The organism is Conexibacter sp. JCM 18997 (genome assembly GCF_055391915.1).
Window position 1 is genome coordinate 4,604,440 of record NZ_AP043885.1, and the last position, 13,712, is coordinate 4,618,151.

At 70.9% G+C, this 13,712-nt stretch carries 18 protein-coding genes; 7 read left to right on the forward strand and 11 right to left on the reverse strand.

Translation table 11 applies throughout. The features are described 5' to 3' along the window. The first annotated feature begins 19 nt into the window (after positions 1 to 19). Both ACZ5UI_RS23105 and metF read left to right on the forward strand, forming a co-directional pair. The gene (locus tag ACZ5UI_RS23105) at positions 20 to 1,024 is read left to right on the forward strand and encodes an MBL fold metallo-hydrolase (RefSeq protein ID WP_464191496.1); all 1,005 of its coding nucleotides are present in this window, start codon (positions 20 to 22) and stop codon (positions 1,022 to 1,024) included. Between the two features lie 43 nt (positions 1,025 to 1,067). Further along, positions 1,068 to 2,012, forward strand: coding sequence for a methylenetetrahydrofolate reductase [NAD(P)H] (metF, locus tag ACZ5UI_RS23110; protein ID WP_464191498.1), 945 nt, complete (start codon positions 1,068 to 1,070; stop codon positions 2,010 to 2,012). On the opposite strand, the gene ACZ5UI_RS23115 is transcribed toward metF, so the two are convergent. After that, positions 1,953 to 2,426 carry a MarR family winged helix-turn-helix transcriptional regulator gene (locus tag ACZ5UI_RS23115; protein ID WP_464191500.1) on the reverse strand — a complete coding sequence of 158 codons (474 nt, stop codon included), beginning with the start codon at positions 2,424 to 2,426 and terminating at the stop codon, positions 1,953 to 1,955. The two genes, metF and ACZ5UI_RS23115, sit on opposite strands and share 60 nt — an antisense overlap. Before the next feature lie 80 nt (positions 2,427 to 2,506). On the opposite strand from ACZ5UI_RS23115, the gene ACZ5UI_RS23120 reads away from it, so the two are divergent. Beyond that, complete coding sequence (locus ACZ5UI_RS23120) at positions 2,507 to 3,148, forward strand: FMN-dependent NADH-azoreductase (RefSeq protein WP_464191503.1); 642 nt, start codon at positions 2,507 to 2,509, stop codon at positions 3,146 to 3,148. 3 nt (positions 3,149 to 3,151) lie between these two features. Here the strand turns inward: ACZ5UI_RS23120 and ACZ5UI_RS23125 are convergent, their stop codons facing one another. Continuing rightward, positions 3,152 to 3,427 carry a hypothetical protein gene (locus ACZ5UI_RS23125; RefSeq protein ID WP_464191505.1) on the reverse strand — a complete coding sequence of 92 codons (276 nt, stop codon included), beginning with the start codon at positions 3,425 to 3,427 and terminating at the stop codon, positions 3,152 to 3,154. Between ACZ5UI_RS23125 and ACZ5UI_RS23130 the strand changes: the two genes are divergently transcribed. Further along, the gene (locus tag ACZ5UI_RS23130) at positions 3,426 to 4,109 is read left to right on the forward strand and encodes a M48 family metallopeptidase (protein ID WP_464191508.1); all 684 of its coding nucleotides are present in this window, start codon (positions 3,426 to 3,428) and stop codon (positions 4,107 to 4,109) included. The two genes, ACZ5UI_RS23125 and ACZ5UI_RS23130, sit on opposite strands and share 2 nt — an antisense overlap. Further along, positions 4,106 to 4,948: a PfkB family carbohydrate kinase gene (locus tag ACZ5UI_RS23135; protein ID WP_464191510.1), complete on the forward strand. Its 843-nt coding sequence runs from the start codon at positions 4,106 to 4,108 to the stop codon at positions 4,946 to 4,948. Before ACZ5UI_RS23130 ends, ACZ5UI_RS23135 begins: the two co-directional genes overlap by 4 nt. Here the strand turns inward: ACZ5UI_RS23135 and ACZ5UI_RS23140 are convergent. The 8 genes from ACZ5UI_RS23140 to ACZ5UI_RS23175 form a co-directional block, all read right to left on the reverse strand. Then, positions 4,923 to 5,288, reverse strand: a complete 366-nt coding sequence (locus ACZ5UI_RS23140; RefSeq protein WP_464191512.1) for a hypothetical protein — start codon at positions 5,286 to 5,288, stop codon at positions 4,923 to 4,925. The genes ACZ5UI_RS23135 and ACZ5UI_RS23140 overlap by 26 nt on opposite strands. A 9-nt stretch (positions 5,289 to 5,297) precedes the next feature. Further along, complete coding sequence (locus tag ACZ5UI_RS23145) at positions 5,298 to 6,629, reverse strand: citrate synthase (RefSeq protein WP_464191514.1); 1,332 nt, start codon at positions 6,627 to 6,629, stop codon at positions 5,298 to 5,300. Between the two features lie 79 nt (positions 6,630 to 6,708). Further along, a complete protein-coding gene (locus tag ACZ5UI_RS23150) occupies positions 6,709 to 7,029 on the reverse strand; it encodes a hypothetical protein (protein WP_464191516.1) in 321 nt (106 codons plus the stop codon). Continuing rightward, positions 7,026 to 7,241, reverse strand: coding sequence for a hypothetical protein (locus ACZ5UI_RS23155; protein WP_464191518.1), 216 nt, complete (start codon positions 7,239 to 7,241; stop codon positions 7,026 to 7,028). The genes ACZ5UI_RS23150 and ACZ5UI_RS23155 overlap by 4 nt, the downstream gene beginning before the upstream one ends. A gap of 5 nt (positions 7,242 to 7,246) precedes the next feature. Continuing rightward, positions 7,247 to 7,813: a dCTP deaminase gene (dcd, locus tag ACZ5UI_RS23160; protein ID WP_464191520.1), complete on the reverse strand. Its 567-nt coding sequence runs from the start codon at positions 7,811 to 7,813 to the stop codon at positions 7,247 to 7,249. A gap of 17 nt (positions 7,814 to 7,830) precedes the next feature. After that, the gene (locus ACZ5UI_RS23165) at positions 7,831 to 8,097 is read right to left on the reverse strand and encodes a hypothetical protein (protein WP_464191522.1); all 267 of its coding nucleotides are present in this window, start codon (positions 8,095 to 8,097) and stop codon (positions 7,831 to 7,833) included. A gap of 216 nt (positions 8,098 to 8,313) precedes the next feature. Beyond that, positions 8,314 to 9,192 (reverse strand): PfkB family carbohydrate kinase, encoded by an 879-nt coding sequence (locus tag ACZ5UI_RS23170; RefSeq protein WP_464191524.1) that lies wholly within the window; start codon positions 9,190 to 9,192, stop codon positions 8,314 to 8,316. Positions 9,193 to 9,205: 13 nt separating this feature from the next. Beyond that, positions 9,206 to 10,264 (reverse strand): glycosyl hydrolase, encoded by a 1,059-nt coding sequence (locus ACZ5UI_RS23175; RefSeq protein ID WP_464191526.1) that lies wholly within the window; start codon positions 10,262 to 10,264, stop codon positions 9,206 to 9,208. A gap of 66 nt (positions 10,265 to 10,330) precedes the next feature. Here ACZ5UI_RS23175 and ACZ5UI_RS23180 point away from each other — a divergent pair, with 66 nt between their 5' ends. After that, positions 10,331 to 11,284: a quinone oxidoreductase family protein gene (locus ACZ5UI_RS23180; protein WP_464191528.1), complete on the forward strand. Its 954-nt coding sequence runs from the start codon at positions 10,331 to 10,333 to the stop codon at positions 11,282 to 11,284. Between the two features lie 6 nt (positions 11,285 to 11,290). On the opposite strand, the gene ACZ5UI_RS23185 is transcribed toward ACZ5UI_RS23180, so the two are convergent. Continuing rightward, on the reverse strand, positions 11,291 to 12,223 hold the full coding sequence (locus tag ACZ5UI_RS23185; protein WP_464191530.1) for a glycosyl hydrolase: 933 nt from the start codon (positions 12,221 to 12,223) through the stop codon (positions 11,291 to 11,293). Positions 12,224 to 12,286: 63 nt separating this feature from the next. Between ACZ5UI_RS23185 and ACZ5UI_RS23190 the strand changes: the two genes are divergently transcribed. Next, positions 12,287 to 13,708, forward strand: coding sequence for a DEAD/DEAH box helicase (locus tag ACZ5UI_RS23190; RefSeq protein WP_464191532.1), 1,422 nt, complete (start codon positions 12,287 to 12,289; stop codon positions 13,706 to 13,708). Positions 13,709 to 13,712 lie beyond the last annotated feature (4 nt).

The following is a 13,712-nucleotide window of genomic DNA, read 5'->3' on the forward strand; positions in this document are numbered from 1 at the left end:
TTTGCGAGTCTAGACGGCGATGCCGACCCCCTCACGAAAGCGCGAGCTCGGCCGCGGCGAGCGCGTGCTCCCCGGGGTCTGGCGTCTGCGTCTGCCGCTCCCGTGGCCCGGGATCCCGCACGGCAACGCGTGGGCGGTGGCGGCGGGCGACGGGATCGTCCTGTTCGACACCGGCATCCACGACGCGGGCTCGATCTACCACCTCGACCGGGCGCTGGACATGGTCCATCTGCGCCTGGAGTCGGTGCGGCTGCTGGTCTGCACGCACGCGCACGTCGACCACTACGGCCAGGCGGCGACGATCGTGGAGCGCGCCGGCTGCGAGCTGTGGATGCATCCCAACCACGGCCACATGTCGCGCGCGGCCGACGATCCGGAGTACGCGCTCGAGCAGCGCCTGGAGATCGCGCGCCAGAGTGGCGTGCCCGAGGCCGCGCTCCAGCGGTACCTCGAGCGGCGGCGGGACACGGGCAGCGGGATCTCCGGGTTCGTGGCGCCCGATCGCGACCTCGTCGACGGCGTCGAGGTGGACACCGACCTGGGCGTGTGGGAGGCGATCGAGACGCCGGGCCACGCGCCCTCGCACGTGTCCCTGTTCCAGCGCGAGCGACGGCTGCTGATCTCCGGCGACCACCTGCTCGGGCGCATCTCGCTGTACTACGACTACGGCTACTCGCCGGATCCGGCCGGCGAGTTCCTGCAGTCGCTGGAGCGCATCGAGGACCTGGCCCCGCGCCTGTGCCTGCCCGGCCACGGGCGCACGTTCAACGACGTGCAGGCCCACATCCACGCCAACCGGCGGCTGGTGGCCGAGCGCGTGCAGCGCGTGCTCGACGCGATCGGCGTGGACCCGCTGACGGTCGTGGAGATCGTGCCGCACGTGTACGGCCAGGCGGTCACGGAGCTAACCGCGCACTGGTGGCTGTCGGAGACGCTCTGCTACCTCCAGCACCTGGAGATGACGGGGCGCGCCGTGCGGGTCGACGGCGGCGAGCAGCAGCCGCAGCGCTGGTCCGCCGCCTGACCTTGACATAGTTGTGTCAAGGTTGCGCTATGCTTCCGGCACGATGCGGATCGACGACCTGTTCGGCGGCGAGGACCCCGTCTTCTCGTTCGAGTTCTTCCCGCCCAAGACGCCCGAGGGCGAGGCGAACCTGTTCGCCGCGGTGCAGGAGCTGCAGGGGCTGGACCCCGCCTACGTCTCGGTGACCTACGGCGCAGGCGGCACCACGCGCGACAAGACGCTGGAGATCGTCACGCGCATCCGGGCCGAGCACGGCCTGGAGGCGATGGCCCACTTCACCTGCGTCAACGCGACCGAGGCCGAGCTGCGGGCCGAGCTGGACCGCTTCCGTGACGCCGGCGTGGAGAACGTCCTGGCCCTGCGCGGCGACCCGCCGGCGGGAGAGACCGAGTGGCGGAAGACCGACGGCGGCTTCGAGCACTCGCGCGAGCTCGTGCGGCTGCTGGCCGCCGAGTACCCGTTCGCGATCGCGGGCGCCTGCTTCCCCGAGACGCACATCCACGCGACCAGCCCCGAGGACGACATCCGCCACCTGCGCGACAAGGTCGACGCGGGTGTGTCGTTCCTGGTCACGCAGCTGTTCTTCGACAACGCCGACTACGTGGACTTCGTGGCCCGCGCCCGCGCGGCCGGCATCGACGTGCCGATCGTGCCGGGCATCATGCCGATCACCAACGTCGCCCAGATCAAGCGCGTGACCGAGCTGTGTGGCTCGGCCCTGCCCGTGTCGCTGGCCGCCCAGCTGGAGGCGCGCGCCGACGACCCCGAGGCGGTCACCGACTTCGGCGTGGCCTACGCCACGCTCCAGTGCGCGGAGCTGCTCGCCCTGGGCGCACCCGGCATCCACTTCTACACGCTCAACCGCTCGCCGGCCACGCGGGCGATCCTGTCGGCGCTGAAGCTGATGCGGCCCTGGCAGCGCGCGGCGCTAGCAGGCGTCGGCGGGCGCGTCGGCGAGCGCCTCGGTGCAGCTGATCACGTGGCCTGAGGCCGCGGCCGCCAGCAGCACGTAGAGGTGCTCGCGCTGCTCCTCGGTGAGCGCGCCCAGCACCTCGTCCTCGACCGCGGCCAGCGCGCACTCCGCCTCGCGCAGGCGTTCCTGGCCCGCCGTGGTGAGCTCCACGATGTGGCGGCGACGGTCCTCCACCGAGCGGGTGCGGGTCACCAGGCCGTCGGCCTCGAGCTCGTTGAGCAGGCCCACGAGGTTCGTGCGGTCGATCTGCAGCGCATCGGCCAGCGCCTGCTGCGTGCCGCCGCCGATCTCCCGCAGCAGGGTCAGCGCGACCAGGTGGCGGGGGCGCAGGCCCAGCGGCGCGAGCGCGGCCTCGGAGCGCATCCGGGTGCGCCGGGCCAGGTGGTCGAGCAGGGGCGAGGCGCGATGGTTCGTCGTCGTCTCGCTCATGCCCTCAGTCTAGTTACGAGAACCAATCTGTTGTGTGGCATAATTCGTTTGCCCAGCACAAACGAATGACGAGGCGCAACATGGCTCACCTGCTCCACATCGACTCCAGCATCCAGGGTGATCGCTCGATCAGCCGCCTGCTGACCGCGCGCGCGGCCGAGCGCTGGCACGCCGCGCACCCGGACGGCACGGTCACCTACCGCGACCTCGGCGCCGAGCCCGTGCCGCACTTCGACCACGACAGCGGGCTGGCGCGGATGGTCCCGCCGGAGCAGCACACCCCCGGCCAGGCGGCGTCGTGGGCGCTCACGCAGGAGCTGATCGGCGAGATCCTGGCCGCCGACACGATCCTGCTCGGCCTGCCCGTCTACAACTTCGGCCCGCCCAGCAGCGTGAAGGCGTGGGTCGACCACCTGATCGCCCAGGGGCTGTCGATCGATCCCGCGACGGGCGAGGGCCTGCTCGGCGGGCGCGAGTTCATCGTCCTGCAGGCGCGGGGCGGCGGCTACGGGCCGGGCACGCCGCGCGAGGGCTGGGACCACGCGCAGGCCTGGCTGCCGCACGGCGTCTCGCTCACCGGCCTGGAGCCGCGCTTCATCACGGCCGAGCTCACGCTGGCCGACGTGAACCCCGCGATGGCGGAGCTGCGCCCGCTGGCCGAGCAGTCGCTGGCCGACGCGCAAGCAGCGGTCGACGGGCTCTGGACCGCGGTCGCCGCGTAGGGCTCACTGCGGCTCGACGGGCAGGTTCTCGGCCACGAGCGCCCGCCCGTCGGAGGTCGTGTAGCGGACGTCGACGCTGTCGTGCTTGCGGTAGGTGCCCACGCCGAATGCGCCCACCAGCCAGCGCCAGGTGCTGACCTTGCCCTCCTGGGCCAACTCGCGCTCGAAGACGAGCGTGTCGCCCCGCACGGTGTAGTCGGTGCCCTCGCGCTGCGGGACACCGCTGAGGTAGACATCGAACGGCGGGGTGACCCCCCGGGGCAGGCGCACCACGCTCATGGCCGCCGATCGTACGCCTAGATTGAGCGACCCGATGGACATCTCCTACTCCGTCCGCCGCTCCACCCGGGCCCGCCGCGTGCGGGTGACCGTCGATCCGCACACCGGCGTCGAGGTCGTCCTGCCCCAGCGCGCGCCCGAGCGCGAGGCCGCCGCCGCGGTCGCGCAGCTGCGGGGCTGGATCGAGCTGCGGCTGGCCGAGGTCGAAGCTGTGCGCGAGCAGGTCGCCTCGCGTGGGGACACGGTGCCGTACCTGGGAACCGACCTGCGCCTCGTGCGCCAGGCGGGCCGCACGCGTGCGCATCGCCGGGGCGACGAGCTGCTCGTTCCCGTCGCGCCCGCCGAGGCGCTGGAGCGCTGGTACCGGCGCGCCGCCCGCGACGAGATCGAGCCCCGCCTGGATCATGCGGTCGCCCGGCTGGGGCGCTCGTACACGCGGCTGGCCATCCGGGCCCAGCGCACGCGCTGGGGCTCGTGCTCCTCGACCGGCGTGATGTCGTTCAACTGGCGCCTGCTGCTGGCGCCCGAGGCGGTTCTGGACTACGTCGTCTGGCACGAGGCCTGTCACCTGGTGGCCATGGACCACTCGCCGCGCTTCTGGGCCTTGGTGGCCGAGCACTGCCCCGGCTACCAGGAACCGCGCCGCTGGCTGCGGCGCAACGGCGCCACGCTCGTCCTGTGACCGGCGTCGGCGTCGTCGGGCACGTCGAGTGGGTCGACTTCGTGCTGGCCGACCACGCCCCGGCGCCGGGCGAGATCGTCGTCGCGCGCGAGACCTTCGCCGACGTCGGCGGCGGCGGGGGCGTGGCCGCCGTGCACCTGGCGCAGCTGTCGGGCGTGGCGCCGCGGCTGTTCACCGCGGTCGGCTCCGACGAGGCGGGCGAGCGCGCGCTGGGACGCCTGGCCGAGCTCGGCGTCAGCACGCACGCCGCCGTGCGCGAGGGCCCGCAGCCGCGTGCCGTCGCCGTGCTCTCCGACGACGGCCAGCGCACGATCACCGTGCTCGCGCCCGCCGCCGGCCCGAGCGGCAGCGACGTGCTCCCCTGGAACGTGATCGCCGGTCTGGACGCCGTCCTGCTGACCGCGGGCGACGACGGCGCGCGCTACGCCACCCGGTCGGCGCCGCTGGTGGTGGCCACCGCGCAGGCGGTCGAGGCGCACGCGGACGCCAGCATCCGCCTGGACGCGCTGGTCCGGTCGGCCGCCGACGCCGACCACGCCGCGCTCGTGGCCCGGATGGCCCGACCGCCCGAGCTGGTGGTGGCCACCGAGGGCGCGCGCGGGGGCAGCTGGACGGCGAGCGACGGACGCAGCGGGCGCTGGGCGCCCGCCACCCTGCCCGGGCCGGTGGTCGACGAGTTCGGTGCGGGCGACGCGTTCGTCGCCGCGCTCACGCTGGCGCTGGGCCGCGGCCTGGCGCTCGACGACGCGCTGGGCTACGCGGCCCGGGCGGGCGCGCTGGCCCTGACCGGCCGCGGGCCCTACGGCGCCGACCTCAGTCGGCTGGGCCCGCCCCGCTGAGCGAGCGGCGCAGCGCGTCGACCGCCGTCTCGCCGTCCTGGCGCTCCACGACCTGGCGGTTGACGCGGCCGGTGAAGACCTCGGGCGAGCCGTCGCCGCGCACGTCGATGCCGCCGTTGACCCGGGCCAGGAACCGCTGCGGACCGGCGATCTCGGCCCGTAGGGCGACCTGCTGGACCGGCTCGATCTCGCGCGAGAACGCCCGCGCGGTGCGCAGCCGCTGCGGGCCGGCGGCGTCGATCGCGTCCTGCACGGCGAACAGCGCCGCCTCGAGCGAGTCGAAGCGGCGCTTGGTCACCTTCGAGCCCTGACGCAGGCGCAGCGTCCAGTGCTGCGCCATGGTCGGTGGCTAGCGGTCGGCCATCGGGGTGTAGTCGACGGTCCGGGCGCCCGTGTAGATCTGGCGCGGACGGGCGATCTTCTGCTCCTTGTCCTGCACCATCTCCAGCCACTGGGCGACCCAGCCCGACGTGCGGGGGATCGCGAACATGACCGGGAACATCGACGTGGGCAGGCCCAGGGCCTCGTAGATCAGGCCCGAGTAGAAGTCGACGTTCGGGTACAGCTTGCGGGAGACGAAGTAGTCGTCCTCCAGCGCGATCTTCTCCAGCTCGAGGGCGATCTCCAGCAGCGGATTGACGCCGGTGACCTCGAACACGTCGTCGACGGCCTTCTTGATGATCGTCGCGCGCGGGTCGAAGTTCTTGTAGACCCGGTGGCCGAAGCCCATCAGGCGCTCGTTGCCGGCCTTGACGCCCTCGATGAACTCGGGCACCTTGGCCTTGTCGCCGATGCGGGTGAGCATCCGCAGGACGGCCTCGTTGGCGCCACCGTGCAGCGGCCCGTACAGCGCGGCGATGCCGGCCGTGACGGCCGAGTACGGATCGACCTGCGAGGAGCCGACGGCCCGCACCGCGTTCGTCGAGCAGTTCTGCTCGTGGTCGGCGTGCAGGATGAACAGGATGTCGAGCGCGCGCTCGAGGCGAGGATCGGGCTCGTACTTGAGCTCGGTCATCTTGTACATCATGTTCAGGAAGTTGCCCGGATAGGCGAGGTCGTTGTCCGGATAGACGTACGGCTGCCCCATCGCGTGGCGGTAGGCGAAGGCGGCCAGCGTCGGCATCTTGGCCAGCAGGCGGATCGTCTGGATGTCGCGGTTCTCGGGGTCCTGGATGTCGTTGGCATCCGGGTAGAACGTCGAGAGCGCTCCGACCGATCCGCACAGCATCCCCATCGGATGAGCATCGTGGCGGAAGCCCTGCATGAAGCTCTTGACGTTCTCGTGCACGAACGTGTGCACGGTGATGTCGTGCGTCCACTGATCCAGCTCGGGCTGCGACGGCAGGTGACCGTGGATCAGGAGGTAGGCGACCTCGATGTAGGTCGAGTGCTCGGCGAGCTGCTCGATCGGGATCCCGCGGTACTCCAGGATGCCGGCGTCGCCGTCGATGTAGGTGATGGCCGAACGACACGACGCGGTGTTGGTGAACGCCGGGTCGTAGGTCATCAGGCCGAAGTCTTCTTCGCTGACCTTCATCTGACGGAAGTCCATCGCCTTGACGGTTCCATCGGTGATCGGGATCTCGAAGGTCTGGCCAGTCCGGTTGTCGGTGACGGTCAGGGACTCGTTCCCCGACGCGCCGTTGGCGGATACCTGGTCGGTGGTCGTCTCGCTGCTCACGCTGGCTCCTGTCGTCTTCTCTCTCGGTCCCTCGCTCTCCGACCCGACAGCGTAGACGCAACCGTCCGGAAGCTAAGTGTCAGCGCCGCTTGAACAGGCGGCTGATGCGCCGTGCGCTGTCGGCGACGGCTGCGGACGCGCCACGTGCGCTGGGCGGCGGAAGCTCGGCGATCGCCGCGGAGTCGATCGTCAGCTGCACGCGGGTGGCGGTGATGCGGCCCACCTCGGGCGCGTCGACGAAGCGCAGGCCGTGGCGCGGAGAGTCGATGTCGATGCCGTCGAAGATGTGCTCGCGCACGTTGTCCAGGACGCGCACGACCGTGCCGACCTGCTCGCCATCGGTGGCGAAGACGGCGGTCCCTGGCCGCAGGGCCAGGTAGGAGATCGCTTCCTCGCTCACCCGGTGAGCACGGCGGCGGCCATCGAGCCGACGACGAGCAGGAAGGTCAGCGCGATCGCCCCGCGGGCCACGCCGATCGAGGACGCGAACTGCGGCTTGGCGATGCCGATGGAGCCCACGAGCACCGCCCACACGGCGAGACATCCGCCGACGATGTAGAACGCGGTCTTGTTCGGCTCGGCCTCTTCGGCAGCGACGAGGAGAGTGGCCATGACGCTCATGACGGCAAACCGTAACGGCTTTCGGTCGCCTCGACCTGACCGTGGTAGTGCGAGCCCAGCTCGGGCGACCCATAGGGCACCTCGGCGGGCCGGTCCAGGGCCATGAACGACAGCTGCGCGATCGGGAGCTTGGGGTACAGCTTGATCGGCACGCGCGTGAGGTTGGTGATCTCCAGCGTGAGCGTTCCCTCGAAGCCCGGATCGACGAACCCGGCGGTCGCGTGGACGATCAGGCCGAGGCGCCCGAGCGAGCTCTTGCCCTCGATGCGGGCGACGATGTCGTCGGGGATCGCCACGAACTCCTGGGTCACGCCGAGCACGAACTCGCCCGGGTGGATGATGAACGTGGCGTCGTCGTCGATCTCGACGAGCTCGGTCAGGTTCGTCGGCGGATCGCGCAGGTCGATCGCCGACGCGCGATGGTTGTGGAAGACCCGGAACGAGTTCCCCAGGCGCAGGTCGACGCTGGCCGGCTGCACGAGCGACGGATCCCACGGTTGCACGCGGATCCGGCCCTCGTCCACCAGCCGGCGGATGGTTCCGTCGGACAGGACGCTGGTCATGCGCTGCGCAGATTACGTCAGTGCGCGGTGCCGCTGCGGCTGCGTCCCGCGACGGCCCGCACCCGCGAGGGCGCGCGGGGCGGCGTCGCCCCATGATGCGGGCCCCGGCGGGGCAGCGGGCGCAGCGGCGGGCGCGGGTGCCGCGGCTTGCGGCTGCCACCGTCGTCGTCGGACGCCTGATCCCCCGGCTCGGGCTGCTGCTTGACCGCCCACCAGATGATCAAGAACAGGCCGATGATCGGGATCTTCAAGACGACCATCAAGAAGATGAAGGTCCACGTCATGGCATCCGCAAAGCTACCCCTTCTCGGGGTGTTCGGTCGAACCTGGCGCCCGCGCGTGCGGTTGAACGACGGCATCGACGGCGCGCCGGCGCCGACCGTCACGACGCACGGCCCTCGCCGTTGCTTGTCGGATCTATCGTCCCCAGGCCGATAGATCCGACAAGCAACGCTCCGAACGCCGCGCCCACCCGTCTTCGATGCCGGTCGTAAGCGCTCTTACAGTCGCGTGATCGCCGCCAGTTGGGCGACGCGCTCCTCGACCTCGGGCAGCGTGAGGCGCAGCACGCGCTCCGTGCCGAACTCCTCGACGTTGAAGGAGGCCAGGGCGGTGCCGTAGGCCATCGCCGTGCGGTAGTCGCCCGGGTGCTTGGCCAGCCAGCCCACGAAGCCGCCGGCGAAGGTGTCGCCCGCGCCGGTGGGATCGACGACGGACTCCAGCGGATAGGCGGGCAGCGAGAAGAACTCGTCGCCGGTGATCAGCGCGGCGCCGTACTCGCCCTGCTTGGCCACGATCACCGACGGGCCCATGGTCAGGACCTCGCGGGCGGCGAGCAGCAGGTTGGGCTTGCCGGTCAGCTGGCGCAGCTCGGCGTCGTTGAGGATCACGCAGTCGACGCCGGCGATCGTCTGGACGAGCGAGTCGCGGGCGATGTCGATCCACAGGTTCATCGAGTCCATGGCCACGAAGCCGGCGCTGGACTGCTCGCGCACCGCGCGCTGCACGTCGGGCTGGATGTTGGCCAGGAACAGCGTCTCGGCCTGCTTGGACCCGTCGCTCAGCTCGGGGTTGAACGTCTCGAACACGCCGAGCTGGGTGTCCAGCGTCTCGCGCGAGTTCAGGTCCCAGCCGTACTCGCCCCACCAGAAGAAGGTCTGGCCCTCCACCTGGTCGACGTCGTCGACGTTGGACCCGCGGGTCTGCAGGACGTCGAAGTCGGAGAAGTCATCACCGACCGGCCCGACCAGACGCACCTCGTCGAAGAAGGAGGCCGCCAACGCGAAGTGCGTCGCCGCGCCGCCCAACATCCGCTCCCGCTCGCCGAACGGGGTCTTGACCCGGTCGTAGGCGATCGAACCAACCACAGTCACGCTCATGAGGCGGCGCAGACTACGGCAGCGGCAGCGTGACCGGCGGCACCGTCACCTCGGGCACCGTGACCGGGCCGACGGTGACGGGCGGGGTGGTGACCGTCGGCACGGTGGCCGGCGGAATCGGCAGCACCGGGGTCTTCACGACGCCGGTGGGGTTGTTGTACGCCTTGACGATCGAGTAGATCTTGCGCGGCTTGCCGACCTTGTCCAGCAGGGCGGAGTCCCAGCGGTTGGCCGGGTCGCTGCCCCAGTGGTACAGGTAGACGCGCTTGATGCGGGTGGACACCGGCAGCAGGGTCTTGAACAGGTAGTCCATGGCCTTGGCCGCGCGCGAGTCGCTGGGCTTGAAGGAGACCTTGCCCGAGGTCGTCACGAACGAGGTGATCGCGCCGGTCTCGGTCAGCCAGATGTCGCCCTTGACCGTCTTGAGCACCGTCTTGATGCCGTCGGTCTCGAAGTGGTTGGTGTCGCCGTAGTTGTGCATGCCGTACAGGCGCGCGTCGGGCGCCTTCTTGGCGAACGCGGCCAGCCAGTCGGCGATGTTGGAGATGTCCAGCGCGTCGGCCGCGACGACGGTGCAGGCCGGGCACTCCTGCTTGACCACGTGGTAGTACAGCGCGGCCAGGTCGGGGCGCTTGTAGGTCGGCTGCGCCATGTGGTTGGCCTCGTTCCACGGCGAGATCGTCGTCACCGCCGGGTACTTGGCCATGAACGCCTTGAACATCGTCCGGTACTGCGTGCCCGTCGGCTTGTGGCAGGGGCTGCGCGGGCAGTCGTCGCCGGTCGAGTGGTTGAACGACACGAGCGGCTGGACGCCGGCGGCCTGCGCCGCGGTCAGCCAGGCGTCGAGCTGCTGGGCGTCGTAGGAGGTCGGGTCCTTCATCACGTCCCAGGGCGTCACGTAGCGCGCGTACTGCATCCCCAGCGGGGCGAACAGCGGGTTGCTGAAGGTCAGGGCGTTCTGGTCGGAGATGCCGACGGGAACGCGGCTGGCGGCGGCCGAGGCGGTCGCCGGCAGAGCGGCGAGCAGGGCGGTGGCGGCGGCGGCGAGGAGCAGGCGGGGGAACGAGCGCATCGCTGACCTCATCGGCCGCGGCGGCCGACGACTTGAGCGCTGGTCGGCTGGGTAGGGTCGCGACCCATGCGCGCAGTCCAGATCCGCGAGTTCGGCGGCCCCGAGGTGCTCGAGCTCACCGACCTCCCGACCCCCGACCCCGACCGCGGCGAGGTGCTGGTGAAGGTCACCGCGGCCGGGGTCAACTTCGCCGACACCCACCAGCGCGGCAACCAGTACGTGGCCCAGCAGGAGCTGCCGATGATCCCCGGCGCCGAGGTCGCCGGCGCGCGCGAGGACACCGGCGAGCGCGTCGTGGCGATCGTCGGGCACGGCGGCTATGCCGAGTACGTGGCCGCGCCCGCCGCGCGCTGCTTCCCGATCCCCGACGGCATCGACGACGCGACCGCGCTGGCGCTGCTCATGCAGGGGCTGACCGCCTGGCATCTGTACCGCACGGCGGGCAAGGTGGCGCCGGGCGAGACGGTCGTCGTGCACTCGGCCGCGGGCGGTGTCGGCTCGCTGGCCACGCAGTTGGGCAAGCCGATGGGCGCGGGCCGGGTGATCGCCACGGCGACGAGCGAGGCCAAGCGCGCGCTGGCGCTGGAGCTGGGCGCCGACGCCGCCGTCGACGGCAACCCGGAGGGCCTGCACGAGCGGCTGGTGCAGGCCAACCTGGGCGAGCCGGTCGACGTCGTCTTCGACATGGCCGGCGGCGCCGTGTTCGACCAGTCCTTCGACGCGCTCGCCCCGTTCGGGCGGATCGTCGTGTGCGGCATCGCCTCGCGTGACCAGAACGAGATCCGCACGGGCAAGCTGCTGCGCACCAGCCGCTCGGTCGTCGGCTTCTGGCTGTTCCACGCGCTCGAGCACCCGGCGCTGGTCGATCAGGCGCTGGCCGACCTGTTCGCGCGGGCCGCGGCGGGCGAGCTGCGCGTCGTCGTCGGCGCGACCTACGGGCTCAGCGAGGCGGCGCAGGCGCAGATCGACATCGCCGCGCGCCGCACCACCGGCAAGGTCCTGCTCGATCCGAGCCGGTGAGCCGGCTCAGCCGGTGGAGTGCTTCTTGAGCACGTCGTAGGTGCCGCGCGGGTTGCCGTCGTGGTCCAGCAGCCCGGAGTCCCAGCGGTTGGTCGGCTGGCTGAGCCAGTTGTAGACGTACACGCGCTTGACCCGGCGCGAGCGCTTGATCACGTCGTCGAAGAGGAAGTCCATCGCCTTGACCGCGCGGGCCTCGCTGGGCTTGAACGACTTCGTGCCCGCTTGGGTGATGAACGAGTCGATGCCGCCGGTCTCGGTCAGCCAGATGTCGCCCTTGACCGCCTTGAGCATCGCGTCCAGGCCGACCGTGTCGAAGCGGTTGACGTCGGACCAGTTGTGCAGGCCCCACAGGCGCGCGGTCGGCGCGACGCTGGAGAACGTCTTCAGCCAGTGGGCCATCTTCTTGGAGAAGTCGCTGAAGTTGTCCAGCACGTCGGCGGCGACGATCGTGCAGCCCGAGCAGTGGCGCGCGATCACCAGGTACAGCTGGGCGGCGTCGATCGACGAGCGGAACGTCGGCTGCGTGCTGTGGTTGGCCTCGTTCCACACCGAGATCGTGGTGATCTGCGGGTACTTGGCCCGGAAGGCCAGGAACGCCTGCAGGTACTCCGACGGATCCGGCAGGTAGCAGGGCTGGTTGGGGCACTGGTCGCCGGCGGAGTGCTCGAAGGCGATCAACGGGCTGACGCCGGCCGCCTGCGCGGCGGCCAGCCACTGGTCCAGCGACGCGGCCGCGGGCGAGTCGGGCTTGAGCGCCACGTCCCACGGCGTCACGTAGCGCCCGTAGTGGATGTCCAGCGGCGCGAACAGCGGGCTGGAGAACATCGACGCGTTCTGGTCGGAGATGCCGATGACCATCGCGTTCGCCGACGTCGGCGCCACGGCCACGCACGCCAGCGCGCACGCGACCACTCCCAGGATCCCTGACCGGATTCGCATCGTCGTTCTCAACATAGACACGACCCCGGAAGTTGCGGCCAGAAGGGCACTAGCCTCAATGCTGTGACGACATTCGCTGATCTCGGGCTGTCCGAGACCACCCTCAAGGCGCTCACGGACGTCGGCTACGAGAAGCCCTCGCCGATCCAGGAGCAGGCCATCCCGCCGTTGCTGCAGGGGCGTGACGTCATCGGTCAGGCCCAGACCGGCACGGGCAAGACCGCCGCCTTCGGCATCCCGATGGTCGAGCAGGTCGATCCCTCCGATCCCGACGTGCAGGCGCTCGTGCTCACCCCGACGCGTGAGCTGTGCATCCAGGTGACCCAGGCGCTGCGCTCCTACGGCCAGCCCAAGGGCATCGACGTGGTCGCCGTCTTCGGCGGCGCGCCGATCCGCACCCAGCAGGCCCAGCTGCGCAACGGCGGCCACATCGTCGTCGGCACCGTCGGCCGCGTGCTGGACCTGATCTCCCGCAACTCGCTCGTGCTGCACGGCTGTCGCTACGTCGTGCTCGACGAGGCCGACGAGATGCTGGACCTCGGGTTCCTGGAGGACGTCGAGAAGATCCTGCGCCTCACGCCCAACAGCCGCCAGACGGCGCTGTTCAGCGCGACGATGCCGCCGCCGATCCGCAAGCTGGCCGATCGCTACATGTACGACCCCGAGCTGATCAAGGTCGAGGCCGAGACGCTGACGATCGACACCGTCGAGCAGTTCCAGCTCGAGGTCAAGACGGCCGACAAGAACGCCACGCTCGTCGAGGTCCTCAAGGCCGAGCGGCCCGAGCAGGCGATCGTCTTCTGCCGCACGAAGATCCGCGTCGACCAGCTCAACCGCACGCTGGGCGACAAGGGCCTCAACGTCAAGGCCCTGCACGGCGACATGAGCCAGGGCTCGCGCGACGGCGTGATGCTCGCCTTCAAGGCGGGCCGCCTGCCGATCCTCGTGGCCACCGACGTCGCCGCCCGCGGCCTGGACATCTCGACGGTCACCCACGTCATCAACTTCGACATCCCGACCTCGCCCGACGTCTACGCGCACCGCATCGGGCGCACGGGGCGCATGGGCAAGAAGGGCCGCGCGATCACGTTCGTCGAGCCGCGCCAGAAGCGCGACCTCGAGGCGATCGAGACGCACATCGGCACGACGATCGCGCCGTGGACCCCGGGCGCGACGACCGATCCGACCGAGGTGACCGAGCGTCCGCGCCGGCACACCAAGCCGCACGTCTCGCGCAACGGCGACGAGGTCTACGTGACGCTGTTCGCGCGCGGCGGCGTGGCCGACGGCCTGGAGGTCGCCGACGTCGTGCACGCGGTCACCGAGAAGGCCAGGATCGACGGCGAGGCCGTGCGCGACGTGCGCCTGCTGCAGCACTTCGCGATCCTGTCCGTCCCCGCCGACGAGGCCCAGCGCGTGGCGGACGCGGTCAGCGGGACGAAGGTCAAGGGCCACGAGCTGGTGCTCGAGCTGGCCAAGACCTGAGCCG

What these genes read in the sequence shown, in the direction of transcription:
- ACZ5UI_RS23105 (WP_464191496.1), top strand. Translation starts at nt 20, where the DNA reads ATGCCGACCCCCTCACGAAAGCGCGAGCTCGGCCGCGGCGAGCGCGTG.
- metF (WP_464191498.1), top strand. Translation starts at nt 1,068, where the DNA reads ATGCGGATCGACGACCTGTTCGGCGGCGAGGACCCCGTCTTCTCGTTC.
- ACZ5UI_RS23115 (WP_464191500.1), bottom strand. Translation starts at nt 2,426, where the DNA reads ATGAGCGAGACGACGACGAACCATCGCGCCTCGCCCCTGCTCGACCAC.
- ACZ5UI_RS23120 (WP_464191503.1), top strand. Translation starts at nt 2,507, where the DNA reads ATGGCTCACCTGCTCCACATCGACTCCAGCATCCAGGGTGATCGCTCG.
- ACZ5UI_RS23130 (WP_464191508.1), top strand. Translation starts at nt 3,426, where the DNA reads ATGGCCGCCGATCGTACGCCTAGATTGAGCGACCCGATGGACATCTCC.
- ACZ5UI_RS23125 (WP_464191505.1), bottom strand. Translation starts at nt 3,427, where the DNA reads ATGAGCGTGGTGCGCCTGCCCCGGGGGGTCACCCCGCCGTTCGATGTC.
- ACZ5UI_RS23140 (WP_464191512.1), bottom strand. Translation starts at nt 5,288, where the DNA reads ATGGCGCAGCACTGGACGCTGCGCCTGCGTCAGGGCTCGAAGGTGACC.
- ACZ5UI_RS23155 (WP_464191518.1), bottom strand. Translation starts at nt 7,241, where the DNA reads ATGGCCACTCTCCTCGTCGCTGCCGAAGAGGCCGAGCCGAACAAGACC.
- dcd (WP_464191520.1), bottom strand. Translation starts at nt 7,813, where the DNA reads ATGACCAGCGTCCTGTCCGACGGAACCATCCGCCGGCTGGTGGACGAG.
- ACZ5UI_RS23165 (WP_464191522.1), bottom strand. Translation starts at nt 8,097, where the DNA reads ATGACGTGGACCTTCATCTTCTTGATGGTCGTCTTGAAGATCCCGATC.
- ACZ5UI_RS23170 (WP_464191524.1), bottom strand. Translation starts at nt 9,192, where the DNA reads ATGAGCGTGACTGTGGTTGGTTCGATCGCCTACGACCGGGTCAAGACC.
- ACZ5UI_RS23175 (WP_464191526.1), bottom strand. Translation starts at nt 10,264, where the DNA reads ATGCGCTCGTTCCCCCGCCTGCTCCTCGCCGCCGCCGCCACCGCCCTG.
- ACZ5UI_RS23180 (WP_464191528.1), top strand. Translation starts at nt 10,331, where the DNA reads ATGCGCGCAGTCCAGATCCGCGAGTTCGGCGGCCCCGAGGTGCTCGAG.
- ACZ5UI_RS23185 (WP_464191530.1), bottom strand. Translation starts at nt 12,223, where the DNA reads ATGCGAATCCGGTCAGGGATCCTGGGAGTGGTCGCGTGCGCGCTGGCG.